Genomic DNA, 22059 nt, shown 5'->3' on the forward strand with positions numbered 1-22059 from the left:
CCTGATGACCATAGCAAGTCGGTACCACTCCTTCCCATCCCGAACAGGACAGTGAAACGACTTCGCGCCGATGATAGTGCGGGTCCCCGTGTGAAAGTAGGTCATCGTCAGGCTCTTACAGCCCAAAACGCCCCCCTGTGCATTCGCCCAGGGGGGCGGTTTGCTTTTGGGGGAAGAGCGCAGTGGAGTGGCCTTTGCTGCGCTTGATGCTTCACGTTGGCAGGCACTCGCCTTCCACGAATACCCGCAGCTCGCCGGATTGAAAGGCGGTCCATTGCTCGTTGGATGTGAGCGGCGCCGTGACCACGACCGCGACCTTGTCGTTGGGCGTGGTGTGCGCCGAGAAGTCCACGCGCAGGTCCTCGTCGCACAGCTGGGCCTGCGAGAACGGGTGGCGGCGCTCGATGTAGTACAGCTGGGTGGACGCATGCGCCCACAGGGCCTGCCCATTGGAGAGCAGGAAATTGAACGTGCCATGCGGCGCTATGCGTGCGGCCAGTTCGCGCAGCGTGAGCGTGAACTCCTCGATGCTGGGCATGCCGGCGTGGGACTTGGACAGTTCTTGCATCAGCCAGCAGAACACATGTTCGCTGTCGGTGCTGCCCACGGGGTGGAAGTGGGCGTGCAGGCGCGGGCGAAAGTCCTTCAGGTCGCCGTTGTGCGCGAACACCCAGTAGCGCCCCCAGAGCTCGCGCACGAAGGGGTGGCAGTTCTCCAGGCTGACCACGCCCTGCGTGGCCTTGCGGATGTGGGCGATGACGTTGCGGCTCTTGATGGGGTAGCGGCGGATCAGCTCGGCCACCGGTGAGTCCACTGCCCGCTCATGGTCCACGAAGTGGCGCAGGCCCCGTCCCTCGAAGAAGGCGATGCCCCAGCCGTCGGTATGGTCCGCCGTGTGGCCCGCGCGCCGTGCGAAGCCGGTGAAGCTGAAGGTGACGTCGGTGGGGGTGTTGGCATTCATGCCGAGCAGTTGGCACATGGCGGATCTCGGTGCGAAGGGGGATCAGGCCTTCCTGCCGCCATAGCTGCGCGACATGCCGGCGCGCACGTCCATCTGCGTGCCGTAGGGAGGGATGGGATAGCGCAGGCCGTTGGCGGCCAGGCGTTCGACCCCGGCGATGGCCTTGGCCAGGTCCGCCGGCTTGAGGGCCAGCAGCAGTTCGTCGTCGGCCACGCCGCCGTAGCGCCGCTCGGGAAAGCAGGGCAGGGCCAGACTGGGTTCGCCCGTGGCGAGTGCCCGGCCCCAGGAGTCGGCGCAGGCCGATTCGCCCACGGCGCCCCATTCGAGCTTGCGGTAGCCCGACCATTGCAGGCCGTTGATGAGCAGGATCATCTGCGCCGGATTGGCATAGACGAGCACGATGTCCGGTGCGGGCAGGCGGCCGCTGTTCCATGGCGAGACGGCCATGGCCTGGTAGCGGCCATGGGGCACGCAGTGCATGGCCTGCTGGTGCGTGGCGGAGTCTTCCTGCGTGGCGAACCAGACGCCCGCCATGGGCTCGCCGCGCAGCCACTCCTCGCTGCGGGGCGCGAGGCCGAGCACGGTGCTGCATTGCGGGCCGACCAGGTCGTCGGCGGTGATGCCCACGGTGAAGCCCAGCCGCGCCGCCTGGCCGACGATCTGGTCGGCGGTGTGGATGGTCCCGTCGGGGCGGCGGATGCGGGGCACGGCCTGCATGTCCTCGACCCGTTCGAACATCTGCAGGGCCACGGGCGTGGTCTTCAGGCGCAGCAGGCGCATCAGCGCGTCGGTGAGCGCAGTGCCGTCGATGGGGGTGCTGGCGGTTTCCATGAGCGGCCCGGACGCTGGCGGGCTACTGGCGGTCCAGCCAGAGCTTGCCGCCCGTGGCCCAGTTCTCGCGCTTCACGTCGGTGATGAGGATGTCCACGGATTCGGGCGATCCGCCCAGGATCTCGACCGAGACGCGCGTGATTTCTTCGGCCAGCTTGCGCTTTTGCTCGACGGTGCGGCCTTCCATCATTTCGATGTGATAGGTGGGCATGGGTGATCCTCGGAAGTGGGGTGTTCGATCATATCGGCTGGGGCCGGCACGGGGCGCGCGCATTGCGGGCAGATGCAGGCGAGGCCGCGCCGCTCGGGCGGCAGCCGCTGCAATGCCTCGGGCGCCACGGGCCGGGTCATGCACCAGCATTGCGCCGGGGCCAGGCCGGCGGCCATGGCGCATTGGTTGGATTGGCCGCACAGGGGGCACTGGACGCTGTTGGATTCGGGCATGGCGGCAGTGTAGAAGCACAACGGCACCCGCGGGTGCCGTTGTTGGTCAAAATAGCCTGCGGCGCCCTTGTGGTAAGCGCTGGCAGCTATTTTTTATGTAGTATCAGGCGGCGGCTGCCTTGACCTTCAGGCGCCAGGCGTGCAGCAGCGGCTCGGTGTAGCCGCTGGGCTGCTCGACGCCCTTGAACACCAGGTCGCAGGCGGCCTGGTAGGCCATGGATTCGCCGAAGCGCCCGTGCATGCGCTGGTACAGCGGGTCACCGGCATTCTGCTGGTCCACCTTGGCGGCCATGCGCTCGAAGGTGGCGCGCACCTGGCCTTCGGTCACGATGCCGTGCAGGAGCCAGTTGGCGACGTGCTGGCTGGAGATGCGAAGGGTGGCGCGGTCTTCCATCAGGCCGATGTCGTTGATGTCGGGCACCTTGGAGCAGCCCACGCCCTGGTCCACCCAGCGCACCACGTAGCCCAGGATGCCCTGGATGTTGTTGTCCAGCTCCTGCTGCCTTTCCTGCTCGCTCCAGTTCGGGGAGGCAGCCACGGGCACGGTGAGCAGGCCGGCCAGCAGGTTGTCGCGCTCGGCGGATGCGTCGGTCTTCTCCAGCTCCTGCTGGATGTCGCTCACCTTCACCTGGTGGTAGTGCAGCGCGTGCAGCGTGGCGCCCGTGGGGCTGGGCACCCAGGCGGTGTTGGCGCCCGCCCTGGGGTGGGCGATCTTCTGCTCCAGCATGGCCTTCATCAGGTCCGGCATGGCCCACATGCCCTTGCCGATCTGGGCCTTGCCGCGCAGGCCCATCGACAGGCCCACGAGCACGTTGCTCTTCTCGTAGGCCTGGATCCAGGCGCTGGTCTTCATGTCGCCCTTGCGGATCATGGGGCCGGCGTGCATGGCGGTGTGCATCTCGTCGCCCGTGCGGTCCAGGAAGCCCGTGTTGATGAAGGCCACGCGGGTGCTGGCGGCGGCGATGCAGGCCTGGAGGTTGACCGAGGTGCGGCGCTCCTCGTCCATGATGCCGAGCTTGACGGTGCTGTCGGGCAGGCCCAGCAGCTGCTCGACGCGGCCGAACAGCTCGTTGGCGAAGGCCACCTCGGCCGGGCCGTGCATCTTGGGCTTGACGATGTAGACGCTGCCCGTGCGGCTGTTGCGGATGCCCGGCGTGCCCAGGCCCTTGAGGTCGTGCAGCGCGATGGCCGTTGTGACCACGGCGTCCAGGATGCCCTCGGGGATCTCCTTGCCCTCGGCGCCCCACAGGATGGCGGGGTTGGTCATCAGGTGGCCCACGTTGCGCACGAACATCAGCGAGCGGCCGTGCAGCTTCACCGGTTTGCCGTCGGCGCCCGTGTACTCGCGGTCGGGGTTCAGGCCGCGCGTCATGGCCTTGCCGCCCTTCTCGAAGGTCTCGGTCAGCGTGCCCTTGAGGATGCCCAGCCAGTTGCCGTAGCCCAGCACCTTGTCCTCGGCGTCCACGGCGGCCACGGAGTCCTCCAGGTCGAGGATGGTGGACAGGGCCGCCTCCACCACCACGTCGGCCACGCCGGCGGCATCGCCCTTGCCGATGGGGGTGCCGCGGTCGATGCGGATGTCGATGTGCAGGCCGTTGTTCACCAGCAGCACGGACGAGGGCGCTGCCGCGTCGCCCTGGTAGCCCACGAACTGCGCGGCGTCCTTCAGGCCGGTGGCGCCGCCATCCTTGAGCGCGACGGCCAGCTTGCCGCCCTCCACCCTGTAGGCCGCGGCGTCCTTGTGCGAGCCGGCGGCCAGTGGCGCGGCCTGGTCCAGGAAGTTGCGCGCGAATTCGATCACCTTCGCGCCGCGCACGGGGTTGTAGCCCTTGCCCTTCTCGGCGCCGCCCTCTTCGCCGATCACGTCGGTGCCGTAGAGCGCGTCGTAGAGCGAGCCCCAGCGCGCATTGGCCGCGTTGAGCGCATAGCGCGCGTTCAGGATGGGCACCACGAGCTGCGGGCCGGCCTGGATGGCCAGCTCGGCGTCCACGTTCGCCGTGCTGGCCTTGGCGCCCTGGGGCGGCTCGACGAGGTAGCCGATGCGCGAGAGGAAGGCGCGGTAGCCCACCATGTCGGCGATGGGGCCGGGGTTGGCCTTGTGCCAGGTGTCCAGCTCCTTCTGCAGGCGGTCGCGCTCGGCCAGCAGGGCGGCGTTCTTGGGCGCGAGATCGGCGACGATGGCGTCAAAACCCTTCCAGAAGGCTGCGGGATCGACGCCGGTGCCGGGCAGCACCTGCTGGTTGATGAAGGCGTGCAGTTCGTTGGCCACCTGCAGGCCGTGGACTTGGGTACGTGCGGTCATGAGAAGCCCCTAGCAATCGTTTGACAAAGCCGTGCCCCGCGATGCGGAGCCTTGCATGACACTGTATTAGAAATATTTCCATTAATAAATTGCGTCAATATCTCTAAACCAATGACTTTTTGGCAAAGATTGGTCACACTGCCATCTCACTCGCCAAGCGTCGTGGTCGGTCATAAAATCGATAGCTGCCAGCGCTGACTGGACAGGCGTTACAGGTCGATTTGGCTTGCACTCATGGACAAACTCAAAGCGTTCGAATCCTTCGTCTCGGTGGCCACCAGGGGCAGCCTCACGGCGGCGGCCAAGGCCGAGGGCGTGGCGCCCGCCATCATGGGCCGGCGCCTGGACGCGCTGGAGGAGCACCTGGGCGTCAAGCTGCTGGTGCGCACCACGCGGCGCATCACCCTCACGCACGAGGGCAGCGCCTTCCTGGACGACTGCCAGCGCCTGCTGGCGGACGTGGCCAATGCCGAGGCCAGCGTGTCCGCCGGCGGCGTCAAGGCCACGGGGCATCTGCGCGTCACGGCGCCGGCGGGTTTCGGCCGGCGCCACGTGGCGCCGCTGGTGCCGCGCTTTCGCGACCTGCACCCGGACGTGACGATCTCGCTGAACCTCTCCGACCGCGTGGTGGACATGGCCGGCGAGGGCTACGACTGCGCCGTGCGCGTGGGCGACCTGCCCGACTCGTCCCTCGTCAGCGTGCGCATGGCCGACAACCGGCGCCTGTGCGTGGCCACGCCGCAGTACCTGCAGCGGCGCGGCACGCCCCTGCATCCGGCAGAGCTCGCGCAGCACGACTGCCTCACGCTGTCCAGCGACGCCTCGCAGACGCGCGGCTGGGCCTTCCGCGTGCCGGTGGCGGACGGCGGCGGCGCCACCGAGGTCGTGCACTTCAAGCCCGGCGGGCCGCTGGACTGTTCCGACGGCCAGGTGCTGCACGACTGGTGCCTGGGCGGCTGGGGCATCGCCTGGCGCAGCACCTGGGAGGTCGAATCCGAGATCACCGCCGGCCGCCTCGTCGCCGTGCTGGAGGACTTCGCCGCGCCGCCCAACGGCATCTACGTGGTCTTTCCCCAGCGCAAGCACCTGCCGCTGCGCGTGCGGCTGTGGATCGAATACCTCAAGCACCACTACGCGCAGCCCGCGTTCTGGCGCGCAGCGCCCGGCGCCTGACGGGAGCGAATCCGCCATGCCCGGGCCCACGCTGCTGGTCGCCGACGACCACCCCCTGTTCCGCACCGCCGTGCTGCATGTGCTGCACGAGCGCCTGCCGCGGTTGCGCACGCTGGAGGCCGCCAGCGCGGCCACGCTGGGCGCGGCGCTGCAGGAGCACCCCGAGGTGGAGCTCGTGCTGCTGGACCTGAGCATGCCGGGCGCGCGCGGCTTCTCGGCGCTGCTGCACGTGCGCGGCGAATTCCCCGAACTGCCGGTGGTGGTCATCTCGTCCAACGACGACCCGCGCGTGATCCGCCGCGCCCAGCAGTTCGGCGCGGCCGGTTTCATCCCCAAGTCCGCCCCGGCCGAGGCCATGGGCGAAGCGATCGAGAAGGTGCTGGACGGCGGCAGCTGGTTCCCGCCCATGGCGGCCGAGCGCTCCGAAGCCGACGCGGAGCTGGCCAGCCGCCTGGCGCAGCTCACCCCGCAGCAGTTCCGCGTGCTGCTGTGCCTGGCCGACGGCCTGCTGAACAAGCAGATCGCGGCGGAGCTGGGCCTGGCCGAGAACACCGTCAAGGTGCACGTCACGGCCATCCTCAAGAAGCTGGCGTGCTACAGCCGCACGCAGGCGGCCGTGCTGGTCAAGAGCCTGGAGGCCGACAACGGGCTGTGATCTTCCGGGTGCCTGGGGTGATGGTAAAAATGGCCTCTGGCGCTTATCCGGTAAACGCTTACAGCTATTGTTTTTGGTGGACTCTCATTCCGGACCGCCCTGGCGCAGGCGCAGCAGGGTCTGGCTCATCAGGGCCCGCAGCGCGGGCGCGCGCACCGGCTTGGCGAGGAAGCCCCAGCCGCGCTCGGCCGCCTGCCGGCGCAGCGTGGCGTCGTGCTCGGCGGTGACCAGGATCACGGCGGGCGCCTGCCCCCAGCGCCGGCACAGCTCGGCATAGACGTCGGGGCCATGGTGGCCGCCGCCCAGGTGCACGTCCAGCAGCACCAGCTGCGGCGCCTGGCCGGGCCGGGCCCGGGCCAGCGCCTCGGGCGCGCCGCCGGCCAGCGGCACCTGGCAGCCCCAGCGCTGCAGCAGGGCCCGGGTGGCGGCACAGGTGGGGCCGTCGTCCTCGACCACCCAGGCGCTGCCGCCGCGCAGCGGGGCGTCGTCCACCTGCTCGGAGGCCGCGTCCGGCGGGCCGGCGGGCTGCACGGCGGCCGGGTCGCCCAGCGGCACGCGTACCGAGAAGACGCTGCCCCGGCCCAGCTGCGAGCGCAGGCCGATCGGGTGCCCCAGCAGCCGGCCCAGGCGCTCGACGATGGCCAGGCCCAGGCCCGCGCCCCGGTCGCCGCCCTGGCCCTCGTCCAGGCGGCGGAATTCCTCGAAGATCTCGCGCTGCAGCGCCTCGGGGATGCCCGGGCCCTGGTCATGCACCTCGATGCGCACGTGGCCGCGGCCGTCGCGCCGGCAGCCCACGACGATGCGCCCCCGCCGGCTGTAGCGGATGGCGTTGGAGACGAAGTTCTGCAGGATGCGGCGCAGCAGGTTCTCGTCGGTGCGCACCACGCAGCGGGTGGGCACGCAGCGCAGCTTGAGCCCCCGGCTCTCGGCCAGCACGCCGAAGTTGTGGCCCAGCACCTGCAGCAGCGGGCCCAGGGCCACGTCGCGGATGCGCACCTCCATCTGGCCGGACTCCATGCGCGCGATGTCCAGCAGGCTGCCCAGGATGGCGTCCTGCGCGGCCAGCGCGCCGTCGATGCTGTCCACGGCGTGCCGCTCGGCATCGTCCCGCAGGTGGCCGCGCAGCAGCGAGGTGAACATGCGCGCGGCGTTCAGCGGCTGCAGCAGGTCGTGCACGGCGGCGGCGACGAAGCGGGTTTTGTAGCGGTTGGCCTGCTCGGCCTCGCGGCGGGCGGCGTCCAGGTCGCGCGTGCGGTCGGCCACGCGCCGCTCCAGCGCATCGGCCAGCGAGCGCAGTTCGCGCGCGGCGTTTTTGTAGCTGGTGATGTCGGCATAGCTCGTGACGAAGCCGCCCTCGGGCAGCGGGTTGCCGCGGATCTCCAGCACTGTGCCGTCGTCCTTGGCGCTCTCGTGCAGGTGGGGCGTGCCGCTGCGCAGGTGCGCCAGGCGCCGCTCGATGGCTTCATCCACCGGGCCGGGGCCCAGCAGGCCGCGGCGGGCGTTGTGGCGCAGCAGCGCCTCGATGGGCCGGCCCACGCGCATGAGGTCGGCGGGGTAGCGGAACAGCTGCACGTAGCGCGAGTTCCAGGCCACGAGGTTCAGGTCGGCATCGATGATGACCACGCCCTGCGGCAGGTGCTCCAGGCTGCGCGAGAGGCCGGTGTCCGCCTGCTTGGCGGCCTGCACGATGCCGTCCTGCGCGGTGCGCAGCTCCTGCGCGTGCTGGCGCAGCACGGCCTCCAGCTCCTGGCGGCTGCGCTGGCGCAGGGCGGACAGGCGCTGGCGCTGGCGCACGAACAGCGCCAGCAGGAAGAGCGCCAGCCAGCCGCCGGCGCCGGCGGCCGCGGCCCAGCGGCTGTCGGCCACGCTGCCCTGCGTTGCGTGCACCAGGTGCAGCTGCCAGGGCGTGCCGGGCAGCGGCTGGCTCTGCCACAGCACGCGGCCGGGCAGGGCGGGGGCCTGCACGCTGACGAGCCGGCCGCCGTTGTCCATGCGGCCCGCCACGCGGTACTCCAGCGGGCGCAGCGGCTGGTCGGCGTACTGCCGCGTGGCGGCGAGCTCGCGGCGCCCCTCCGCGTCCAGCGGCTCCAGCAGGCGGTAGCGCCACGCGTCCTGGCTGGCCAGGAAGACCACGCCGTGTGCGTCGGACGCGAGCACGATGTCCGGCGCCTGCAGCCACTCGCGCTCCAGCTCCTGCAGCGCGATCTTGATGGCCACCAGGCCCAGGATGCGGCCGCCGTCGCCGCGGATGGCCTGCGAGAGGAAGTAGCCCGGTACCCCCGTGGTCACGCCGATGCCGTAGAAGCTCCCGCGCCCCTGGGCCAGCGCCTGCTGCACGTAGGGGCGGAAGCTGTAGTCCACGCCCACGTTGCTGTTGGCCGTGCGCCAGTTGCTCGCGGCCACGGCCAGGCCGTCGCGGTTGAGCAGGGTGAGCGTGGAGGACTGGCTCGCGCCGTTGGCCTGCTCCAGCTTGCGGTTGAGCCGCTCCACCTGCGCCGGGCTCAGCGGGCGGCTCAGGGCATCCCGCAGCTGCGCGTCCAGCGCCAGCACCTCGGGCAGGGTGCGGTAGCGGTCGATGCGCTGGGACAGCGTCTGCCCGTACAGGGCCAGCTGGCGCTGCACGCTGTCGCTCTCCTCGCGCAGCGAGTGCCGCCACGCCCACTGGCCGGCCGCGAACATGCTGCCCGCCATGCCGGCCAGGAGGATCAGCAGGGTCAGGAACTTGCGGCGAAGGAATGTGGTCATGGGGGGATGGCGGTGTTCGTCGGTGGCCGGGGTGGTGCGGGGCGCTCCTAGGGATTTACCCTGATTCGTGGTGGGCCGCTCCCTGTGGCGGCATCTGCGGCTAATACCAATAGGTTATCGGCTCGAAAAGCGCGCGGCGGTACAAACGGCTCCCTCGACGCACCCCGGTGGTGCAGTTCCCGTCCATTCCGGAGCTTTCCATGCACGCCATTCCCGCCTCCGCAGCCCAGCCCGTGCGGCTGCCCTTCTACCGGCAACTGTACTTCCAGGTGGTGCTCGCCATCGTGCTGGGGGTGCTGCTGGGCCATTTCGAGCCGGCCTACGGCGAGATGCTCAAGCCGCTGGGCGACGCCTTCATCAAGCTCGTGAAGATGATCATCGCCCCGGTGATCTTCCTGACCATCGTCACCGGCATCGCCGGCATGTCGCAGCTGAGCACCGTGGGCCGCGTGTTCGGCAAGGCCATGGCGTACTTCCTGTTCTTCTCCGGGCTGGCCCTGGTCGTGGGCATGGTGGTGGCCAACGTGGTGCAGCCCGGCGCGGGCATGAACATCAACCCGGCCGATCTGGACCAGACGGCCGTCAAGACCTATGTGGCCAAGTCGCACGAGATGACGCTGTCCGGCTTCGTGCTGGACATCATCCCCAAGACGCTCGTCAGCCCCTTCGTGGGCGACAACATCCTGCAGGTGCTGCTGGTCGCGGTGCTGTTCGGAATCGCGCTGGCCCTGGTGGGCGCGCCGGGCCGGCCGGTGCTGAACTTCCTGGACGCCCTCATGGCGCCCATGTTCAAGGTGGTGGGCATCGTGATGAAGGCCGCGCCCGTCGGCGCCTTCGGCGCCATGGCCTTCACCATCGGCAAGTTCGGCCTGGGCTCGCTGGTCAACCTGGCCTGGCTGGTGGGGTCGTTCTACGTCACCTCGCTGCTGTTCGTGGTGGTCGTCCTGGGCATCGTGGCGCGCCTGTGTGGTTTCTCCGTGCTCAAGCTGGGCCGCTATCTGAGGGCCGAGCTGATGCTGGTGCTGGGCACGTCCTCGTCCGAGTCGGCCCTGCCCTCGCTGATGGAGAAGATGGAGAAGGCCGGTTGCGACAAGTCGGTGGTCGGCCTGGTGGTGCCCACGGGCTACTCCTTCAACCTGGACGGCACGAACATCTACATGACGCTGGCCGCCCTGTTCATCGCCCAGGCCACCAACACCGAGCTGACGCTGGGCCACCAGGTGGCGCTGCTGCTGGTGGCCATGCTCAGCTCCAAGGGCGCGGCCGGCGTGACCGGCGCGGGCTTCATCACCCTGGCCGCCACCCTGGCCGTGGTGCCCGAGGTGCCCGTGGCCGGCATGGCCCTGATCCTGGGCGTGGACCGATTCATGAGCGAGTGCCGCTCGCTCACCAACTTCATGGGCAACGCCGTGGCCACCGTGGTGGTGTCGCGCTGGGAGAACGCGCTGGACCATGGCCGGCTCGATGCGGCGCTGAACGGCCGTCCGCTGCCGGCCCCGGTCCTGGTCCCGGCTGCCGAAACGCCGGTGGGCGCCGTGGCCTGATTGCCCCCGCAGAGGCCATGGGTTGAAGAGGGGCCGGCACCCCGGCTAGGATCGCGCACACTGCCGACTGCCACGAAAGACGAAAGCCCCTTCATGACCACCGAAGCCCTGCTGGCCTATGCACACATCATGGCCTTCCTCATGGCCGCCACCTTCCTGGCGAGCGAGACCGCGCTGTGCCGCATGGAGTGGATGAACGCGGCGGTGGTCGAGCGGCTGGCGCGCGTGGACCTGCTCTACGGCATCTCCGCGGCCCTGATGCTGGCAACGGGCCTGGCGCGCACCTGGTGGGGCATGAAGGGCACGGCCTGGTACTGGTCGCAGCCGCTGCTGCATGCCAAGGTGACGCTGCTCGTGGTGATCGCGCTCATGTCCATCGTTCCCACGCTGCGCTTCCTGCGCTGGCGCCGCGCCCTGCGCGCCCACGGCACCCTGCCGTCGCAGGAGGCCGTGCGCGGCACGCGCCGCCTGGTCATGGTCGAGGCCCACATCATGGCGCTGATACCGCTGCTGGCCGTATTCCTCGCCCGGGGCGTGGGAACGCGCTGAAAAAGACAGGCCCCGCGGGCTGGGCGGCGCGCGGGGCCGTGTGGCGCAGTCTGCCGGTCAGGCCGGCTTGTTGCTCAGGCACTCCTTCATGAAGGCCTTGCGCTCGTCGCCCTGGAGCTTCTTGGTCTTGGCGTCGGCGTTGCAGCTCTTCATCTTGTCCTGCTGCGTGGCCGGCTTGCTGGCGCTCAGGCACTGTTTCATGAAGGCCTTGCGCTCGTCGCCCTTCCTGTCGCCGGCCTCGGCGTTGCAGGTCTTCATCTTGCTCTGCTGGGCCGTGGGGGCCTTGGACGGTGCCGAGGCGCCGGCTGCGGGGGCGTCGGCCGCCCGTGCGGCGAACGAAAAGGCAAGGCCGGCGGCAGCCAGCAGGGGAAGCAGTTTCTTCATGTAATGCTCCTGCAAAAAGGGGAATGGTGAAGAGCCCGCCGGCGCCGCGGCGCCTTGCGGGTCACCCAGCATAACGCGGGGGCGGCGCCGTTGGATGACGGGACGCCCCGTAGAATTCGCACCCATGCTCTCCGTCAAACAGGAATTGCTCGCGGCGCTGGCCGGCGAGCTGGAACGACTGTCGCCAGGCGCCGGCAGCCGCGCGGCCTTCGAATCGCCCAAGGTGGCGGCCCATGGCGACCTCGCCTGCACGGCCGCCATGCAGCTGGCCAAGCCCTTGAAGCAGAACCCGCGCGCATTGGGCGAACAGCTCAAGGCCGCGCTCGAGGCCACGCCCGCCTTCGCGCAATGGGTGGGCGCCATCGAGATCGCCGGCCCGGGCTTCCTCAACATCCGGCTCAAGAATGCCGCCAAGCAGCAGGTCGTGCGCGAGGTGCTGGCGCAGGGCGCGCGCTTCGGCATGCAGCCGGCGCGCGGCGAGAAGGTGCTCGTGGAATTCGTCTCGGCCAACCCCACCGGCCCCCTGCACGTGGGCCACGGCCGCCAGGCCGCGATCGGCGACGCCATCAGCAACCTGTACGCCACCCAGGGCTGGCAGGTGCACCGCGAGTTCTATTACAACGACGCGGGCGTGCAGATCGACACGCTCACCAAGAGCACGCAGCTGCGCGCCAAGGGTTTCAAGCCCGGCGACGACTGCTGGCCCACCGACGCCGACAACCCGCTGGCCAAGAACTTCTACAACGGCGACTACATCCAGGACATCGCCAACGCCTTCCTCGCCAAGGCCACCGTCAAGGCCGACGACCGCGCGTTCACGGCCAATGGCGACGTGGAGGATGAGGGCAACATCCGCCAGTTCGCCGTGGCCTACCTGCGCAACGAGCAGGACAAGGACCTGCAGGCGTTCAACCTGCGATTCGACGAGTACTACCTGGAGTCCAGCCTCTACGCCAACGGCCACGTCGATGCCACCGTGGCCCGCCTGGTCGCCAACGGCAAGACCTACGAGCAGGACGGCGCGCTGTGGCTCAGGAGCACCGACTACGGCGACGACAAGGACCGCGTCATGCGCAAGCAGGACGGCACGTACACCTACTTCGTGCCCGACGTGGCCTACCACATCCAGAAATGGCAGCGGGGCTTCCGCAAGGTGGTGAACATCCAGGGCACGGACCACCACGGCACCATCGCCCGCGTGCGCGCCGGCCTGCAGGCGGCCGACGTGGGCATCCCCCAGGGCTACCCCGACTACGTGCTGCACACCATGGTGCGCGTGGTGCGCGGCGGCGAGGAGGTCAAGATCAGCAAGCGCGCGGGCAGCTACGTCACGCTGCGCGACCTGATCGAGTGGACCAGCAAGGACGCCGTGCGCTTCTTCCTGCTCTCGCGCAAGCCCGACACCGAGTACACCTTCGACGTGGACCTGGCAGTGGCGCAGAACAACGACAACCCCGTGTACTACGTGCAGTACGCCCATGCGCGCATCTGCTCGGTGCTGCGCGGCTGGCGCGAAGACTGCGACGTGGGCGCGCTCAGGGACGTGGACCTGTCCCCGCTGGAGGGGCCGCAGGCCCAGGCGCTGATGCTGCTGCTGGCCAGGTACCCCGAGATGCTCGCGGCCGCGGCCGCCGGCAACGCGCCGCACGACGTCACCTTCTACCTGCGCGACCTGGCCGCCGCCTACCACAGCTACTACGACGCCGAGCGCATTCTGGTGGACGACGAGCCGGTCAGGCTGGCGCGCCTGGCCCTCGTCGCCGCCACCGCCCAGGTGTTGCACAATGGCCTGGCGGTGCTGGGCGTGTCGGCGCCCGCCAGAATGTGAGTGACCACTGATATGAAAAAGCAGCAACGCGGCGGCACCATCGTGGGCTTCATCCTCGGGGTGATCGTCGGGCTGGGGGCGGCGCTGGCCGTTGCCGTCTACGTGACCAAGGTGCCCGTGCCCTTCCTGAACAAGAACGGCACGCGCGCGTCCGAGCAGGACGAGGCGCAGCGCAACAAGAACTGGGACCCGAACGCCCCTCTGTACGGCAAGAACCCGGCGCGCCCTGCCGCACCGGCCAGCGCGCCCGAGGGGGCCGTGGTGGCCACCCCGGCCGAGCCGGCGGCATCCGCCGCGGCGCCTGCGCCGCGCACGGCCGACAACCGGGCGAGTACGCCACAGCCGTCGGCGGACCCCCTGGGCGACCTGGCGCGCGCCAAGGCCAACGCCGCACCCGCGTCCGCCGGGACCGACCCGTTCCAGTATTTCGTCCAGGCCGGGGCCTTCCGCACCCAGCAGGATGCCGACGCGCAGCGCGCCAAGCTGGCCATGCTGGGCTGGGAGGCGCGCGTGAGCGAGCGCGAGACCAATGGCCGCACGGTGTTCCGCGTGCGCGTGGGCCCGTTCGCCAAGCGCGACGACGCCGAGTCGCTGAAGGAAAAACTCGACGGCGCGGGCGTGGACTCGGCGCTGGTGCGGGTGCAGCGCTGAACTTTTTGCCCTGGCCGATGCTCACAACCTTCCATACCGACCCTGGAGTGACCCCTACCCATGAAACGCCGTGAGTTTTCCCTGTCCGTCGCCTCTGCGGCCACCGCCGCCGCATTGGGTCTGCCCATCGCCACACCCGCCCTGGCGCAGGCACGCCAGTTCAAGGAGGGCAAGGACTACGTCAAGCTGGGCAAGCCCGCGGCCACCGAGGCGCCGGCCGGCAAGGTCGAGGTGATCGAGTTCTTCTGGTACAGCTGCCCGCACTGCAGTACTTTCGAGCCCAGCTTCGAGGCATGGGTCAAGACCGCGCCCAAGGACCTGCAGGTGCGCCGCGTGCCCGTCGCCTTCAACGCCAGCTTCGTGCCGCAGCAGAAGCTCTACTACGCGCTCGAGGGCATGGGCAAGCTGCCCGAACTGCACGCCAAGGTGTTCCGTGCCGTGCACGTGGAGCGGCAGGCGCTGAACAAGGACGACCTGATCTTCGACTGGATCGCCAAGCAGGGCGTGGACGTGGCGAAGTTCAAGGAAGTCTACGGCTCCTTCACCGTCGCCAACCAGGTGCGCAAGGCCTCGCAGCTGCAGGATGCCTACCAGATCGAGGGCGTGCCCTCCATGGGCGTGGCGGGCCGCTACTACACCGACGGCACCATGGCCGGCAACATGCAGAACGTGCTGCAGATCGTCGAGTACCTGGCCGGCGTGGCGCGCAAGGGGTGACGCCGCGCGTCTGCCCGGCACGAGGCGCGCCCCCGGGCGCGCTTTTTATTTGCGTCCACCGGGCTTGGCTCTGGCGGCGGCGAATGCGTCAGTACAATGACCGCAAGAATCGTGCCCTATGAGAATCCGACTGCCCTCCCTCCTTCTGCTTGGCGCCCTGGCACTGGCCTGGTTGCCGGGCGCGCATGCCGAGAAGGCTGACCGCAACAAGCCCATGAACATCGAGGCCGATGCGCTGCGCCACGACGAGCTCAAGCAGACCAGCGTGTTCACCGGCCATGTGGTCATGACCAAGGGCAGCATCGTGCTGCGCGGCGCGCAGCTGGACGTGCGCCAGGATCCCGATGGCTTCCAGTACGGCGTGGTGACGGCCGAATCGGGCAAGCGCGCCTTCTTCCGGCAAAAGCGCGACACGCCGCCGGGCCAGCCCGACGAGTTCGTCGAGGGCGAGGGCGAGGTCATCGAATACGACGGCCGTGCCGACACCGTGAAGTTCATCCGCCGCGCCGAGCTGCGCCGCTACCGCGAGGCCCAGCTCACCGACGAAGTCAAGGGCGCGGTCATCGTCTACAACAACCTCACAGACGTGTTCACCGTGGACGGGCAGAAGACCGCGCCGGCCGGCACCAGCGCGGGCACGCCCGGCGGCCGCGTGCGCGCCGTGCTGTCGCCCAAGGAGCCGGCCTCGGGCACGGCGCCGCCGCCCGCGCGCGCCGAGCCACCCGTGCTGCGCCCCACTCCCAGCCTGGGCGGCACGCAGTGAGCGCGGTCGTGGACGAGACGCGCACGCAGGGCGCGCCCGGGGCGCCGCAGGACGGCGCCAGCCGGCTGGAGGCGCTGCACCTGCAGAAGTCCTACGGCAGCCGCAAGGTGGTCAAGGACGTGTCGCTGGTCGTGCAGAAGGGCGAGGTGGTGGGGCTGCTGGGCCCCAACGGCGCGGGCAAGACCACGTCGTTCTACATGATCGTGGGCCTGGTGCGCAGCGACGGCGGCGACATCCGCATCGACGGCCACTCGGTGGCCAACATGCCCATCCACCGGCGCTCGCGCCTGGGCCTGTCCTACCTGCCGCAGGAGGCGTCGATCTTCCGCAAGCTTAACGTGGAGGACAACGTGCGCGCGGTGCTGGAGCTGCAGACCGGCGCGGACGGCCGGGCGCTGCCGCGCGGCGAGATCGAGCGCCGGCTCACCGAGCTGCTGCAGGAGCTGCGCGTGGACCACCTGCGCCAGTCGCCCGCGCTGGCGTTGTCGGGCGGCGAGCGCCGCCGCGTGGAGATCGCCCGGGCGCTGGCCACGCAGCCGCGCTTCATCCTGCTGGACGAGCCCTTCGCGGGCATCGACCCGATCGCCGTGATCGAGATCCAGCGCATCATCGGCTTCCTGAAGGCGCGCGGCATCGGCGTGCTCATCACCGACCACAACGTGCGCGAGACGCTGGGCATCTGCGACCACGCCTTCATCATCAGCGACGGCCATGTGCTCGCGCAGGGCACGCCGTCGGAAATCGTCGACAACGCGGAAGTGCGCCGGGTCTACCTGGGCGAGCACTTCCGCATGTGAGAGACATGGGCCGCGGTACGACACAAGGCCGGACGGCGGGTGCCGGGCCATGAAACCCAGCCTGTCGCTGCGCGTCTCGCAGCACCTGGCGCTCACGCCGCAGCTGCAGCAGTCCATCCGCCTGCTGCAGCTGTCCACGCTGGAGCTGGCGCAGGAGGTCGAGCAGATGCTCGACGAAAACCCCTTCCTGGAGCGCTCGGAGGACGATGCGCCGCCGGAGGAGCCGGGCGCGCCCCCTGCGGGCGAGCGCGGCAGCCAGGCCGAGGATGCTACGCCTTCAGGAGCTGCCGACGCAGACTGGTCGGGCGATGAAGGCCAAAACGACGCTGAAATGCCCGACATCGCCGCGCCCACCGACTGGGACGGCGACACCGACATCCCGGGCGACGACCGCGAGTGGGGGAGCGATGCGCCCGCAGGCGCCGGCAGCGGCTCCGGCGATGGCGACGAGGCCGACGCCGCGGACCTCGCGCACGGCCACGAATCGCTCGCCGACCACCTTGAGCGCCAGGCCCTGGCGCTGCGCCTGTCCGAGCTGGACATGGCGGCGCTGCGCTTTCTCATCGGCTCGCTCAACGACGACGGCTATCTGGACGAGCCGCTCGAATCCCTGGCCGCGAGCCTGGCGGACGAGGGCGACGCCGAGCAGCTCGACGAGCTGATGCACCGCCTGACCGTGGCCCTGCGCCTGCTGCAGAGCCTGGAGCCCGCGGGCGTGGGCGCGCGCGGGCTGGCCGAATGCCTGACGCTGCAGCTGCAGGCGCTGGACCGGGAAGAGGAGGGCGACCCCGAGGTGATCCAGGCCGCGCTGTGCATCTGCCGCCAGCCGCTCGACTTGCTGGCGCGGCGCGACGTGCGCCGCCTGGCCCAGGCCGCAGGCAGCAGCGACGACTGCACGCGCGCCGCCATGGCGCTGATCGCACGGCTGGAGCCGCGCCCCGGGCGGCGCTTCGCCGACGTGGAGCGCAACGTCATCGTGCCCGACGTGATCGTCCGGAAGACCGGGCGCGGCGCGCAGCAGAGCTTCAGCGTCCGCCTCAACCCCGACGTGATGCCGCGCCTGCGCGTGCACGACGTCTACGCCAACGCCCTGCGCGGCGGCAGCAAAGGCGACGGCCACCAGGCGCTGCAGGCCAGGCTGCAGGAGGCGCGCTGGTTCATCAAGAACATACAGCAGCGCTTCGACACCATCCTGCGCGTGTCCAGCGCCATCGTGGAGCGGCAGAAGAACTTCTTCGTGCATGGCGAGCTGGCCATGCGCCCGCTGGTGCTGCGCGAGATCGCCGACGAGCTCGGCCTGCACGAATCCACCATCAGCCGCGTGACCACGGCCAAGTACATGGCCACGCCCCAGGGCACGTTCGAGCTCAAGTACTTCTTCGGCTCGGGCCTGGGCACCGAGACCGGCGGCAGCGCGTCGAGCACGGCGGTGCGCGCGCTCATCCGGCAGTTCGTCGCCGCCGAGGACCCGCACAAGCCGCTGTCGGACGGCCAGATCGCCGACATGCTCAAGGAACAGGGCATAGAGTGCGCGCGCCGCACCGTGGCCAAGTACCGCGAGGCGCTGAAGATCGCGCCCGCCAACCTGCGCAAGGCGCTATAGAAAGAGATACCCCATGGCACGCATCGTCTTCGACCTGCCGGCGCACTTCGGCTTCAGCACCGAGCTGCAGGTCTACATCAGCCACGTCAACCAGGGCGGCCACCTGGACAACGCGCAGCTGCTCAGCCTGGTGTCGGAGGCGCGCGTGCGCTTCTTCCGCTCCCTGGGCTATGCCGAGGCGGACGTGGCGGGCCTGTCCACCGTGGTGGGCGACATGCTGGCGCAGTACAAGTCCGAGGCCTTCCATGGCGAGACGCTGCGCGTGCAGATGACGCCGCAGGACTTCAACCGCTACGGCTTCGACCTGGTGTTCCGCATGACGGAGAAGTCCCAGGGCCGCGAGGTCGCGCGCGGCAAGACCGGCATCGTCTTCATCGACCGGGCCGCGCGCAGGCCCGCGCCCATCCCCGAGCCCGTGCGCCAGCTGCTGCAGCGCGCCGCACAGCCGCAATGAACACCCTGCAACTCTTCCTGCCCTGCGCCGCCGGCGTCGAGGGCTTCCTGGCCGACGAGGTGCACGGCCTCACGGGCCTGTCCGGCCAGGACCTGCTGGTGGGCCGCGCCGGCGTGCTGGTGCGCGCCGCCTGGCGCGACGCGCTGCTTCTCAACCTGCACAGCCGCCTGGCCCAGCGCGTGCTGGTGCAGCTGGCCGAGCGGCCCTACCGCAGCGAGGACGACATCTACGCGCTGGCCGGCGACGTGGCCTGGGAGGCCTGGTTCACCCCGCGCCAGAGCTTCAAGGTGGAGGTGACGGCGCAGCACAGCCCGCTCAAGAGCCTGAACTTCGCCGCCCTGCGCGTGAAGGACGCCGTGGCCGACCGCTTCCGCGCCAAGGGCGGCAGCCGCCCCGACGTCGAGACGCGCTGGCCCGACGTGCGCATCCACCTGCACCTGACGCGCGAGCACGCCCAGCTGTACATCGACACCTCGGGCGAGCCGCTGTTCAAGCGCGGCTGGCGCGAGGACAAGGGCGACGCGCCGCTCAAGGAAACCCTGGCCGCAGCCATGATCGCGGCCACGGGCTGGGACCCGCATGGCGATGCGCCCATGCCGCTGTACGACCCCTGCTGCGGCAGCGGCACCGTGGTCATCGAGGCGGCGCAGATCGCCTGCCGCATCGCGCCCGGGCTCAGGCGCCGCTTCGGGTTCGAGAAGCTCCTGCCCTACCAGGCCCATGTCTGGTCCGCTATCAAAGAGGAAGCTACTGGCGCAGCCGTGGCAAGCCCTGTGCCCATTTTTGGCAGTGACGTATCGCACCGCATGGTGGACTTTGCCCAGCGCAACGCCGAGCGCGCCGGCGTGGCCGCCGCCGTGCAGCTGCGCGGCGGCGACGCGCTGCAGCGCATGCCGCCCTGCGAGCAGCCGGGCGTGATGCTGCTCAACCCGCCGTATGGCGAGCGCATCGCCGCGGCCGGCAGCGCAGGGCGCGACGCGCGCGAGCGCATGGCCGTCGTCGCGCGCGCGGGCCGCGAAAGCGCGCAGACCGAGGACGGCGTGGACTTCTTCCAGCAGCTGGCCGCGCACTGGAAGCGGCACTACGCCGGCTGGCAGGCCTGGCTGCTCACGCCCGACCTGAAGCTGCCGGGCAAGATGCGCCTGAAGGAGTCGCGCCGCGTGCCGCTGTGGAACGGCCCCATCGAATGCCGCATGTTCCGCTTCGACCTGGTGGCGGGCCCGGCGCGCCCGCGCACGCCCGCGGAAACCCCCGATGCGGCCTGAGCTGCCCCTGCCGCGGCATGCGCCTGCCGGCGGGCCGGCATGCCCCGTGGTGCTGGACACCAACATCGTGCTCGACCTGTTCCTCTTCGCCGACCCGGCCGTGGCCGCCGTGCGCGCGCTGCTGCAGGCGCGGCGCCTGGAGTGGATCGCCACGCGGCCCATGCGCGACGAGCTCGAGCGCGTGCTGCAGTACCCCCACCTGCAGCCGCGCATGCAGTACTACGGCGTGGCGGCGCAGGACGTGCTGGCGGCGTTCGACGCCGGCACGCGGGTGGTGGAGGTGGCCGCGCGCGCGCCCTGCGCCTGCAAGGACGCGGACGACCAGAAGTTCATCGACCTGGCGCTCGCGCACCGCGCCATCCTGGTGTCCAAGGACAAGGCCGTGCTTTGCATGCGAAAAAGGCTGCTGGCCCTTGGTGTGCAAGTGGCGGCAGCTATTGTTCTGGTAGAAGACGCCGTGCCCTGCAGCGCCTGAGCGCAGGGCTCAGCCGAGCAGATCGTAGGCTGCCCGCAGGCGTCCCGCGTCGCGCCCCAGGCGGCGGCTTTGCGGCAGATGGCGCAGCCAGGCCAGGCGGCGCACGGTCAATGCCAGCTCGGCCTGGAACGCGCCGGCGCGCACGGGGCAGGCGCACCACTGGCGCCACAGGGCGCGGGCCTCGGGCAGGGCGCCGGCCAGGGCCAGGTAGCCGGCGCTGGAGTGCACGTAGCACAGCGCGTCGCGCAACTGGCACAGATCCAGGGGCAGGGTGGTGGCGGGGTCGTCCTCGAAGTCGATGCAGGCCACCACGCCGTCGGCGCAGCGCACCATGTTGCGGGCGAAGGCCTGGCTCAGGCACAGGCCGCGCCCATGCACCGCGTCCAGCGTGGCAAGGCCCAGGCGCCACAGCGCCAGCAAGGCCTGTGGCCCGTCGTGGGCCACGGCGGCCTGCATCTCGTCGGCGAGCGACGGGGCGTCCTGCCCCGGCGCCGCCAGATGCTCCATCAAAAAGCCATCCGCCTGGACGGCGAGCACCCGGGGCACGCGCAGCCCCTGGTCCGCCAGCTGGCGCAGACGCTGCACCTCGGTGGCGATGGCCGCCCGCCCGCCGTGATTGGGCACGGGGCGCAGCACCGGCAGGCGCAGGAGGGCGGCCAGCATGCCCAGCAGGCAGTAGCGCCACATGCCGTTGTCGGGGCCGGCGCGCTTGAGCCAGACCTGTTCGCCACCCAGCTGGTAGCGGGCGATGGCGCGGGGCTGCTGCGGCAGCTGGCGCGCCAGGAAGGAGGCGTAGTCGGAGGCTGGACTGGGCATGGCGCGGTGCGGCGCTACACTGGCCGACCTTGGCCGGCAAGCGGGAAATCATAGTCGCGAGCCTTGCCGCCGCCCACATTACCCGCGTGACCGTCATGACCGAATCCAGCGCCTCCGCCAGCCCCGCCCTGGGCCCCGATGAACTCGACGAGCTCGACGCCCTGCTCGACGAGCTGCGCACGCGCGAGGAGGACGTGCCGCAGTGGGAGTTCTGCGACGGCTTCCTGACGGCCCTGGCCTGCACGCGCCGCCCCGTGCCCGCGGCCGAATGGCTGCCCATGCTGCTGGGCGACGGACTGCCGCTGGAAGTTTCCGAAGGCGGGCCCCTGCCGCTCGTGCCCACCTTCAAGGACCTGGTGCAGCAGCAGCGCTTCCTCGCGCTGTGGGCGCTGCGCAGCGCCGAGGTGGCGGCCCAGCTGGACGCGCAGGCCGAATCGCTGGACCAGGATGACGCCTTCCAGCCCGAGGTCATCGACATGCGCGGCGCCATCGCCAGCCTGCCCGAGGAGGAGCGCGCCGAGATGGAGGGCCAGGAGATCCCCTCGTTCGGCCAGGTCTGGGCGCTGGGCTTCATGTTCGCCGTGGAGAACTGGCCCGACGACTGGGCCGCGCCGCGCGACAAGGAGGCCGCGCAGTGGCTGGACGATGCGCTGGACGCCATCGTCGCCCTGACCGAGGACGATACCGGCAGGCCCGAGATCTGCATGTACGCCGAGGACGGCCCGCCCAGCACCAGCCGGGAGCGCCTGGAGGTCTTCGGCGAGGCGATCTGGGCCGTGTACGATCTGCTCCAGCTCTGGCGCAGCCTGGGCCCGCGCGTGGAGACCATCGTCAAGGGCGCCCAGCCCGGCCGCAACGACCCCTGCCCCTGCGGCAGCGGCAAGAAGTACAAGAAATGCTGCGGGGCGTGATCGCGGGATGGCAAGCCATTCCGGCCGATTGACGGTGTGGCTTGCCCTCGCTCCGCACCGTCGGCGGGCACCGGTAGCTATGGTTTTTGTGGTTATGGGCAAAGGGGCGGATGCCGTGTTTCTTGATGTTTGATGTGCATCAGGTCGAGAAGTAGGCGGACGGCTTGCAATGCGGGTTTGTACTGCCTGGC

Annotated in this window: 22 protein-coding genes and 1 rRNA gene; 15 read left to right on the forward strand and 8 right to left on the reverse strand. The window is 70.1% G+C overall.

What is annotated here, in order from left to right:
- Positions 1 to 113: ribosomal RNA gene (rrf, locus tag ACX12L_RS03020) — 5S ribosomal RNA — on the forward strand.
- 98 nt (positions 114 to 211) lie between these two features.
- Here rrf and ACX12L_RS03025 read toward each other — a convergent pair.
- The 5 genes from ACX12L_RS03025 to ACX12L_RS03045 form a co-directional block, all read right to left on the reverse strand.
- Entirely contained in the window at positions 212 to 979 is a 768-nt protein-coding gene (locus ACX12L_RS03025) for a class II glutamine amidotransferase (RefSeq protein ID WP_459261277.1), read from the reverse strand.
- 24 nt (positions 980 to 1003) lie between these two features.
- Positions 1004 to 1792: a DUF169 domain-containing protein gene (locus ACX12L_RS03030; protein ID WP_459261279.1), complete on the reverse strand. Its 789-nt coding sequence runs from the start codon at positions 1790 to 1792 to the stop codon at positions 1004 to 1006.
- 22 nt (positions 1793 to 1814) lie between these two features.
- Positions 1815 to 2003 (reverse strand): 4-oxalocrotonate tautomerase, encoded by a 189-nt coding sequence (locus tag ACX12L_RS03035; RefSeq protein ID WP_013520841.1) that lies wholly within the window; start codon positions 2001 to 2003, stop codon positions 1815 to 1817.
- Positions 1979 to 2236, reverse strand: coding sequence for a cysteine-rich CWC family protein (locus ACX12L_RS03040; protein ID WP_459261281.1), 258 nt, complete (start codon positions 2234 to 2236; stop codon positions 1979 to 1981). The genes ACX12L_RS03035 and ACX12L_RS03040 overlap by 25 nt, the downstream gene beginning before the upstream one ends.
- Positions 2237 to 2339: 103 nt before the next feature.
- Complete coding sequence (locus tag ACX12L_RS03045; RefSeq protein WP_459261282.1) at positions 2340 to 4538, reverse strand: malate synthase G; 2199 nt, start codon at positions 4536 to 4538, stop codon at positions 2340 to 2342.
- A 234-nt stretch (positions 4539 to 4772) separates the two neighbouring features.
- On the opposite strand from ACX12L_RS03045, the gene ACX12L_RS03050 reads away from it, so the two are divergent.
- A complete protein-coding gene (locus tag ACX12L_RS03050) occupies positions 4773 to 5711 on the forward strand; it encodes a LysR family transcriptional regulator (protein WP_459261283.1) in 939 nt (312 codons plus the stop codon).
- Between the two features lie 16 nt (positions 5712 to 5727).
- Entirely contained in the window at positions 5728 to 6366 is a 639-nt protein-coding gene (locus ACX12L_RS03055) for a LuxR C-terminal-related transcriptional regulator (protein WP_459261284.1), read from the forward strand.
- Between the two features lie 84 nt (positions 6367 to 6450).
- On the opposite strand, the gene ACX12L_RS03060 is transcribed toward ACX12L_RS03055, so the two are convergent.
- A complete protein-coding gene (locus tag ACX12L_RS03060; protein WP_459261285.1) occupies positions 6451 to 9111 on the reverse strand; it encodes a hybrid sensor histidine kinase/response regulator in 2661 nt (886 codons plus the stop codon).
- A 200-nt stretch (positions 9112 to 9311) separates the two neighbouring features.
- On the opposite strand from ACX12L_RS03060, the gene ACX12L_RS03065 reads away from it, so the two are divergent.
- Positions 9312 to 10655 carry a dicarboxylate/amino acid:cation symporter gene (locus ACX12L_RS03065; protein ID WP_459261286.1) on the forward strand — a complete coding sequence of 448 codons (1344 nt, stop codon included), beginning with the start codon at positions 9312 to 9314 and terminating at the stop codon, positions 10653 to 10655.
- 93 nt (positions 10656 to 10748) lie between these two features.
- The gene (locus ACX12L_RS03070; RefSeq protein ID WP_459261287.1) at positions 10749 to 11204 is read left to right on the forward strand and encodes a DUF2214 family protein; all 456 of its coding nucleotides are present in this window, start codon (positions 10749 to 10751) and stop codon (positions 11202 to 11204) included.
- Between the two features lie 57 nt (positions 11205 to 11261).
- On the opposite strand, the gene ACX12L_RS03075 is transcribed toward ACX12L_RS03070, so the two are convergent.
- Positions 11262 to 11588: a PsiF family protein gene (locus ACX12L_RS03075; RefSeq protein WP_013520833.1), complete on the reverse strand. Its 327-nt coding sequence runs from the start codon at positions 11586 to 11588 to the stop codon at positions 11262 to 11264.
- Positions 11589 to 11712: 124 nt separating this feature from the next.
- Here ACX12L_RS03075 and argS point away from each other — a divergent pair, with 124 nt between their 5' ends.
- The 9 genes from argS to ACX12L_RS03120 all read left to right on the forward strand — a co-directional run bounded on the left by argS (position 11713) and on the right by ACX12L_RS03120 (position 20141).
- The gene (argS, locus tag ACX12L_RS03080; RefSeq protein ID WP_459261288.1) at positions 11713 to 13416 is read left to right on the forward strand and encodes an arginine--tRNA ligase; all 1704 of its coding nucleotides are present in this window, start codon (positions 11713 to 11715) and stop codon (positions 13414 to 13416) included.
- Positions 13417 to 13428: 12 nt separating this feature from the next.
- Positions 13429 to 14067, forward strand: a complete 639-nt coding sequence (locus ACX12L_RS03085; RefSeq protein ID WP_459261289.1) for an SPOR domain-containing protein — start codon at positions 13429 to 13431, stop codon at positions 14065 to 14067.
- A 60-nt stretch (positions 14068 to 14127) separates the two neighbouring features.
- Positions 14128 to 14784 carry a thiol:disulfide interchange protein DsbA/DsbL gene (locus ACX12L_RS03090; protein ID WP_459261290.1) on the forward strand — a complete coding sequence of 219 codons (657 nt, stop codon included), beginning with the start codon at positions 14128 to 14130 and terminating at the stop codon, positions 14782 to 14784.
- A 118-nt stretch (positions 14785 to 14902) separates the two neighbouring features.
- Positions 14903 to 15547 (forward strand): lipopolysaccharide transport periplasmic protein LptA, encoded by a 645-nt coding sequence (gene lptA / locus ACX12L_RS03095; RefSeq protein ID WP_459261291.1) that lies wholly within the window; start codon positions 14903 to 14905, stop codon positions 15545 to 15547.
- Positions 15544 to 16344 carry an LPS export ABC transporter ATP-binding protein gene (gene lptB / locus ACX12L_RS03100; RefSeq protein ID WP_459261292.1) on the forward strand — a complete coding sequence of 267 codons (801 nt, stop codon included), beginning with the start codon at positions 15544 to 15546 and terminating at the stop codon, positions 16342 to 16344. The genes lptA and lptB overlap by 4 nt, the downstream gene beginning before the upstream one ends.
- A gap of 49 nt (positions 16345 to 16393) precedes the next feature.
- Positions 16394 to 17947: an RNA polymerase factor sigma-54 gene (locus tag ACX12L_RS03105; protein ID WP_459261293.1), complete on the forward strand. Its 1554-nt coding sequence runs from the start codon at positions 16394 to 16396 to the stop codon at positions 17945 to 17947.
- Between the two features lie 13 nt (positions 17948 to 17960).
- Entirely contained in the window at positions 17961 to 18401 is a 441-nt protein-coding gene (locus ACX12L_RS03110) for an acyl-CoA thioesterase (RefSeq protein WP_459261294.1), read from the forward strand.
- Positions 18398 to 19666, forward strand: a complete 1269-nt coding sequence (locus tag ACX12L_RS03115; protein WP_459261295.1) for a THUMP domain-containing class I SAM-dependent RNA methyltransferase — start codon at positions 18398 to 18400, stop codon at positions 19664 to 19666. Before ACX12L_RS03110 ends, ACX12L_RS03115 begins: the two co-directional genes overlap by 4 nt.
- Complete coding sequence (locus ACX12L_RS03120; protein ID WP_459261296.1) at positions 19656 to 20141, forward strand: putative toxin-antitoxin system toxin component, PIN family; 486 nt, start codon at positions 19656 to 19658, stop codon at positions 20139 to 20141. Before ACX12L_RS03115 ends, ACX12L_RS03120 begins: the two co-directional genes overlap by 11 nt.
- A 9-nt stretch (positions 20142 to 20150) precedes the next feature.
- Here ACX12L_RS03120 and ACX12L_RS03125 read toward each other — a convergent pair whose 3' ends face one another.
- Positions 20151 to 20957, reverse strand: a complete 807-nt coding sequence (locus ACX12L_RS03125) for a hypothetical protein (protein WP_459261297.1) — start codon at positions 20955 to 20957, stop codon at positions 20151 to 20153.
- A 95-nt stretch (positions 20958 to 21052) separates the two neighbouring features.
- On the opposite strand from ACX12L_RS03125, the gene ACX12L_RS03130 reads away from it, so the two are divergent.
- Entirely contained in the window at positions 21053 to 21868 is an 816-nt protein-coding gene (locus ACX12L_RS03130) for a YecA/YgfB family protein (protein ID WP_459261298.1), read from the forward strand.
- Positions 21869 to 22059 lie beyond the last annotated feature (191 nt).

It is taken from the genome of Alicycliphilus sp. T452 (assembly GCF_054512775.1).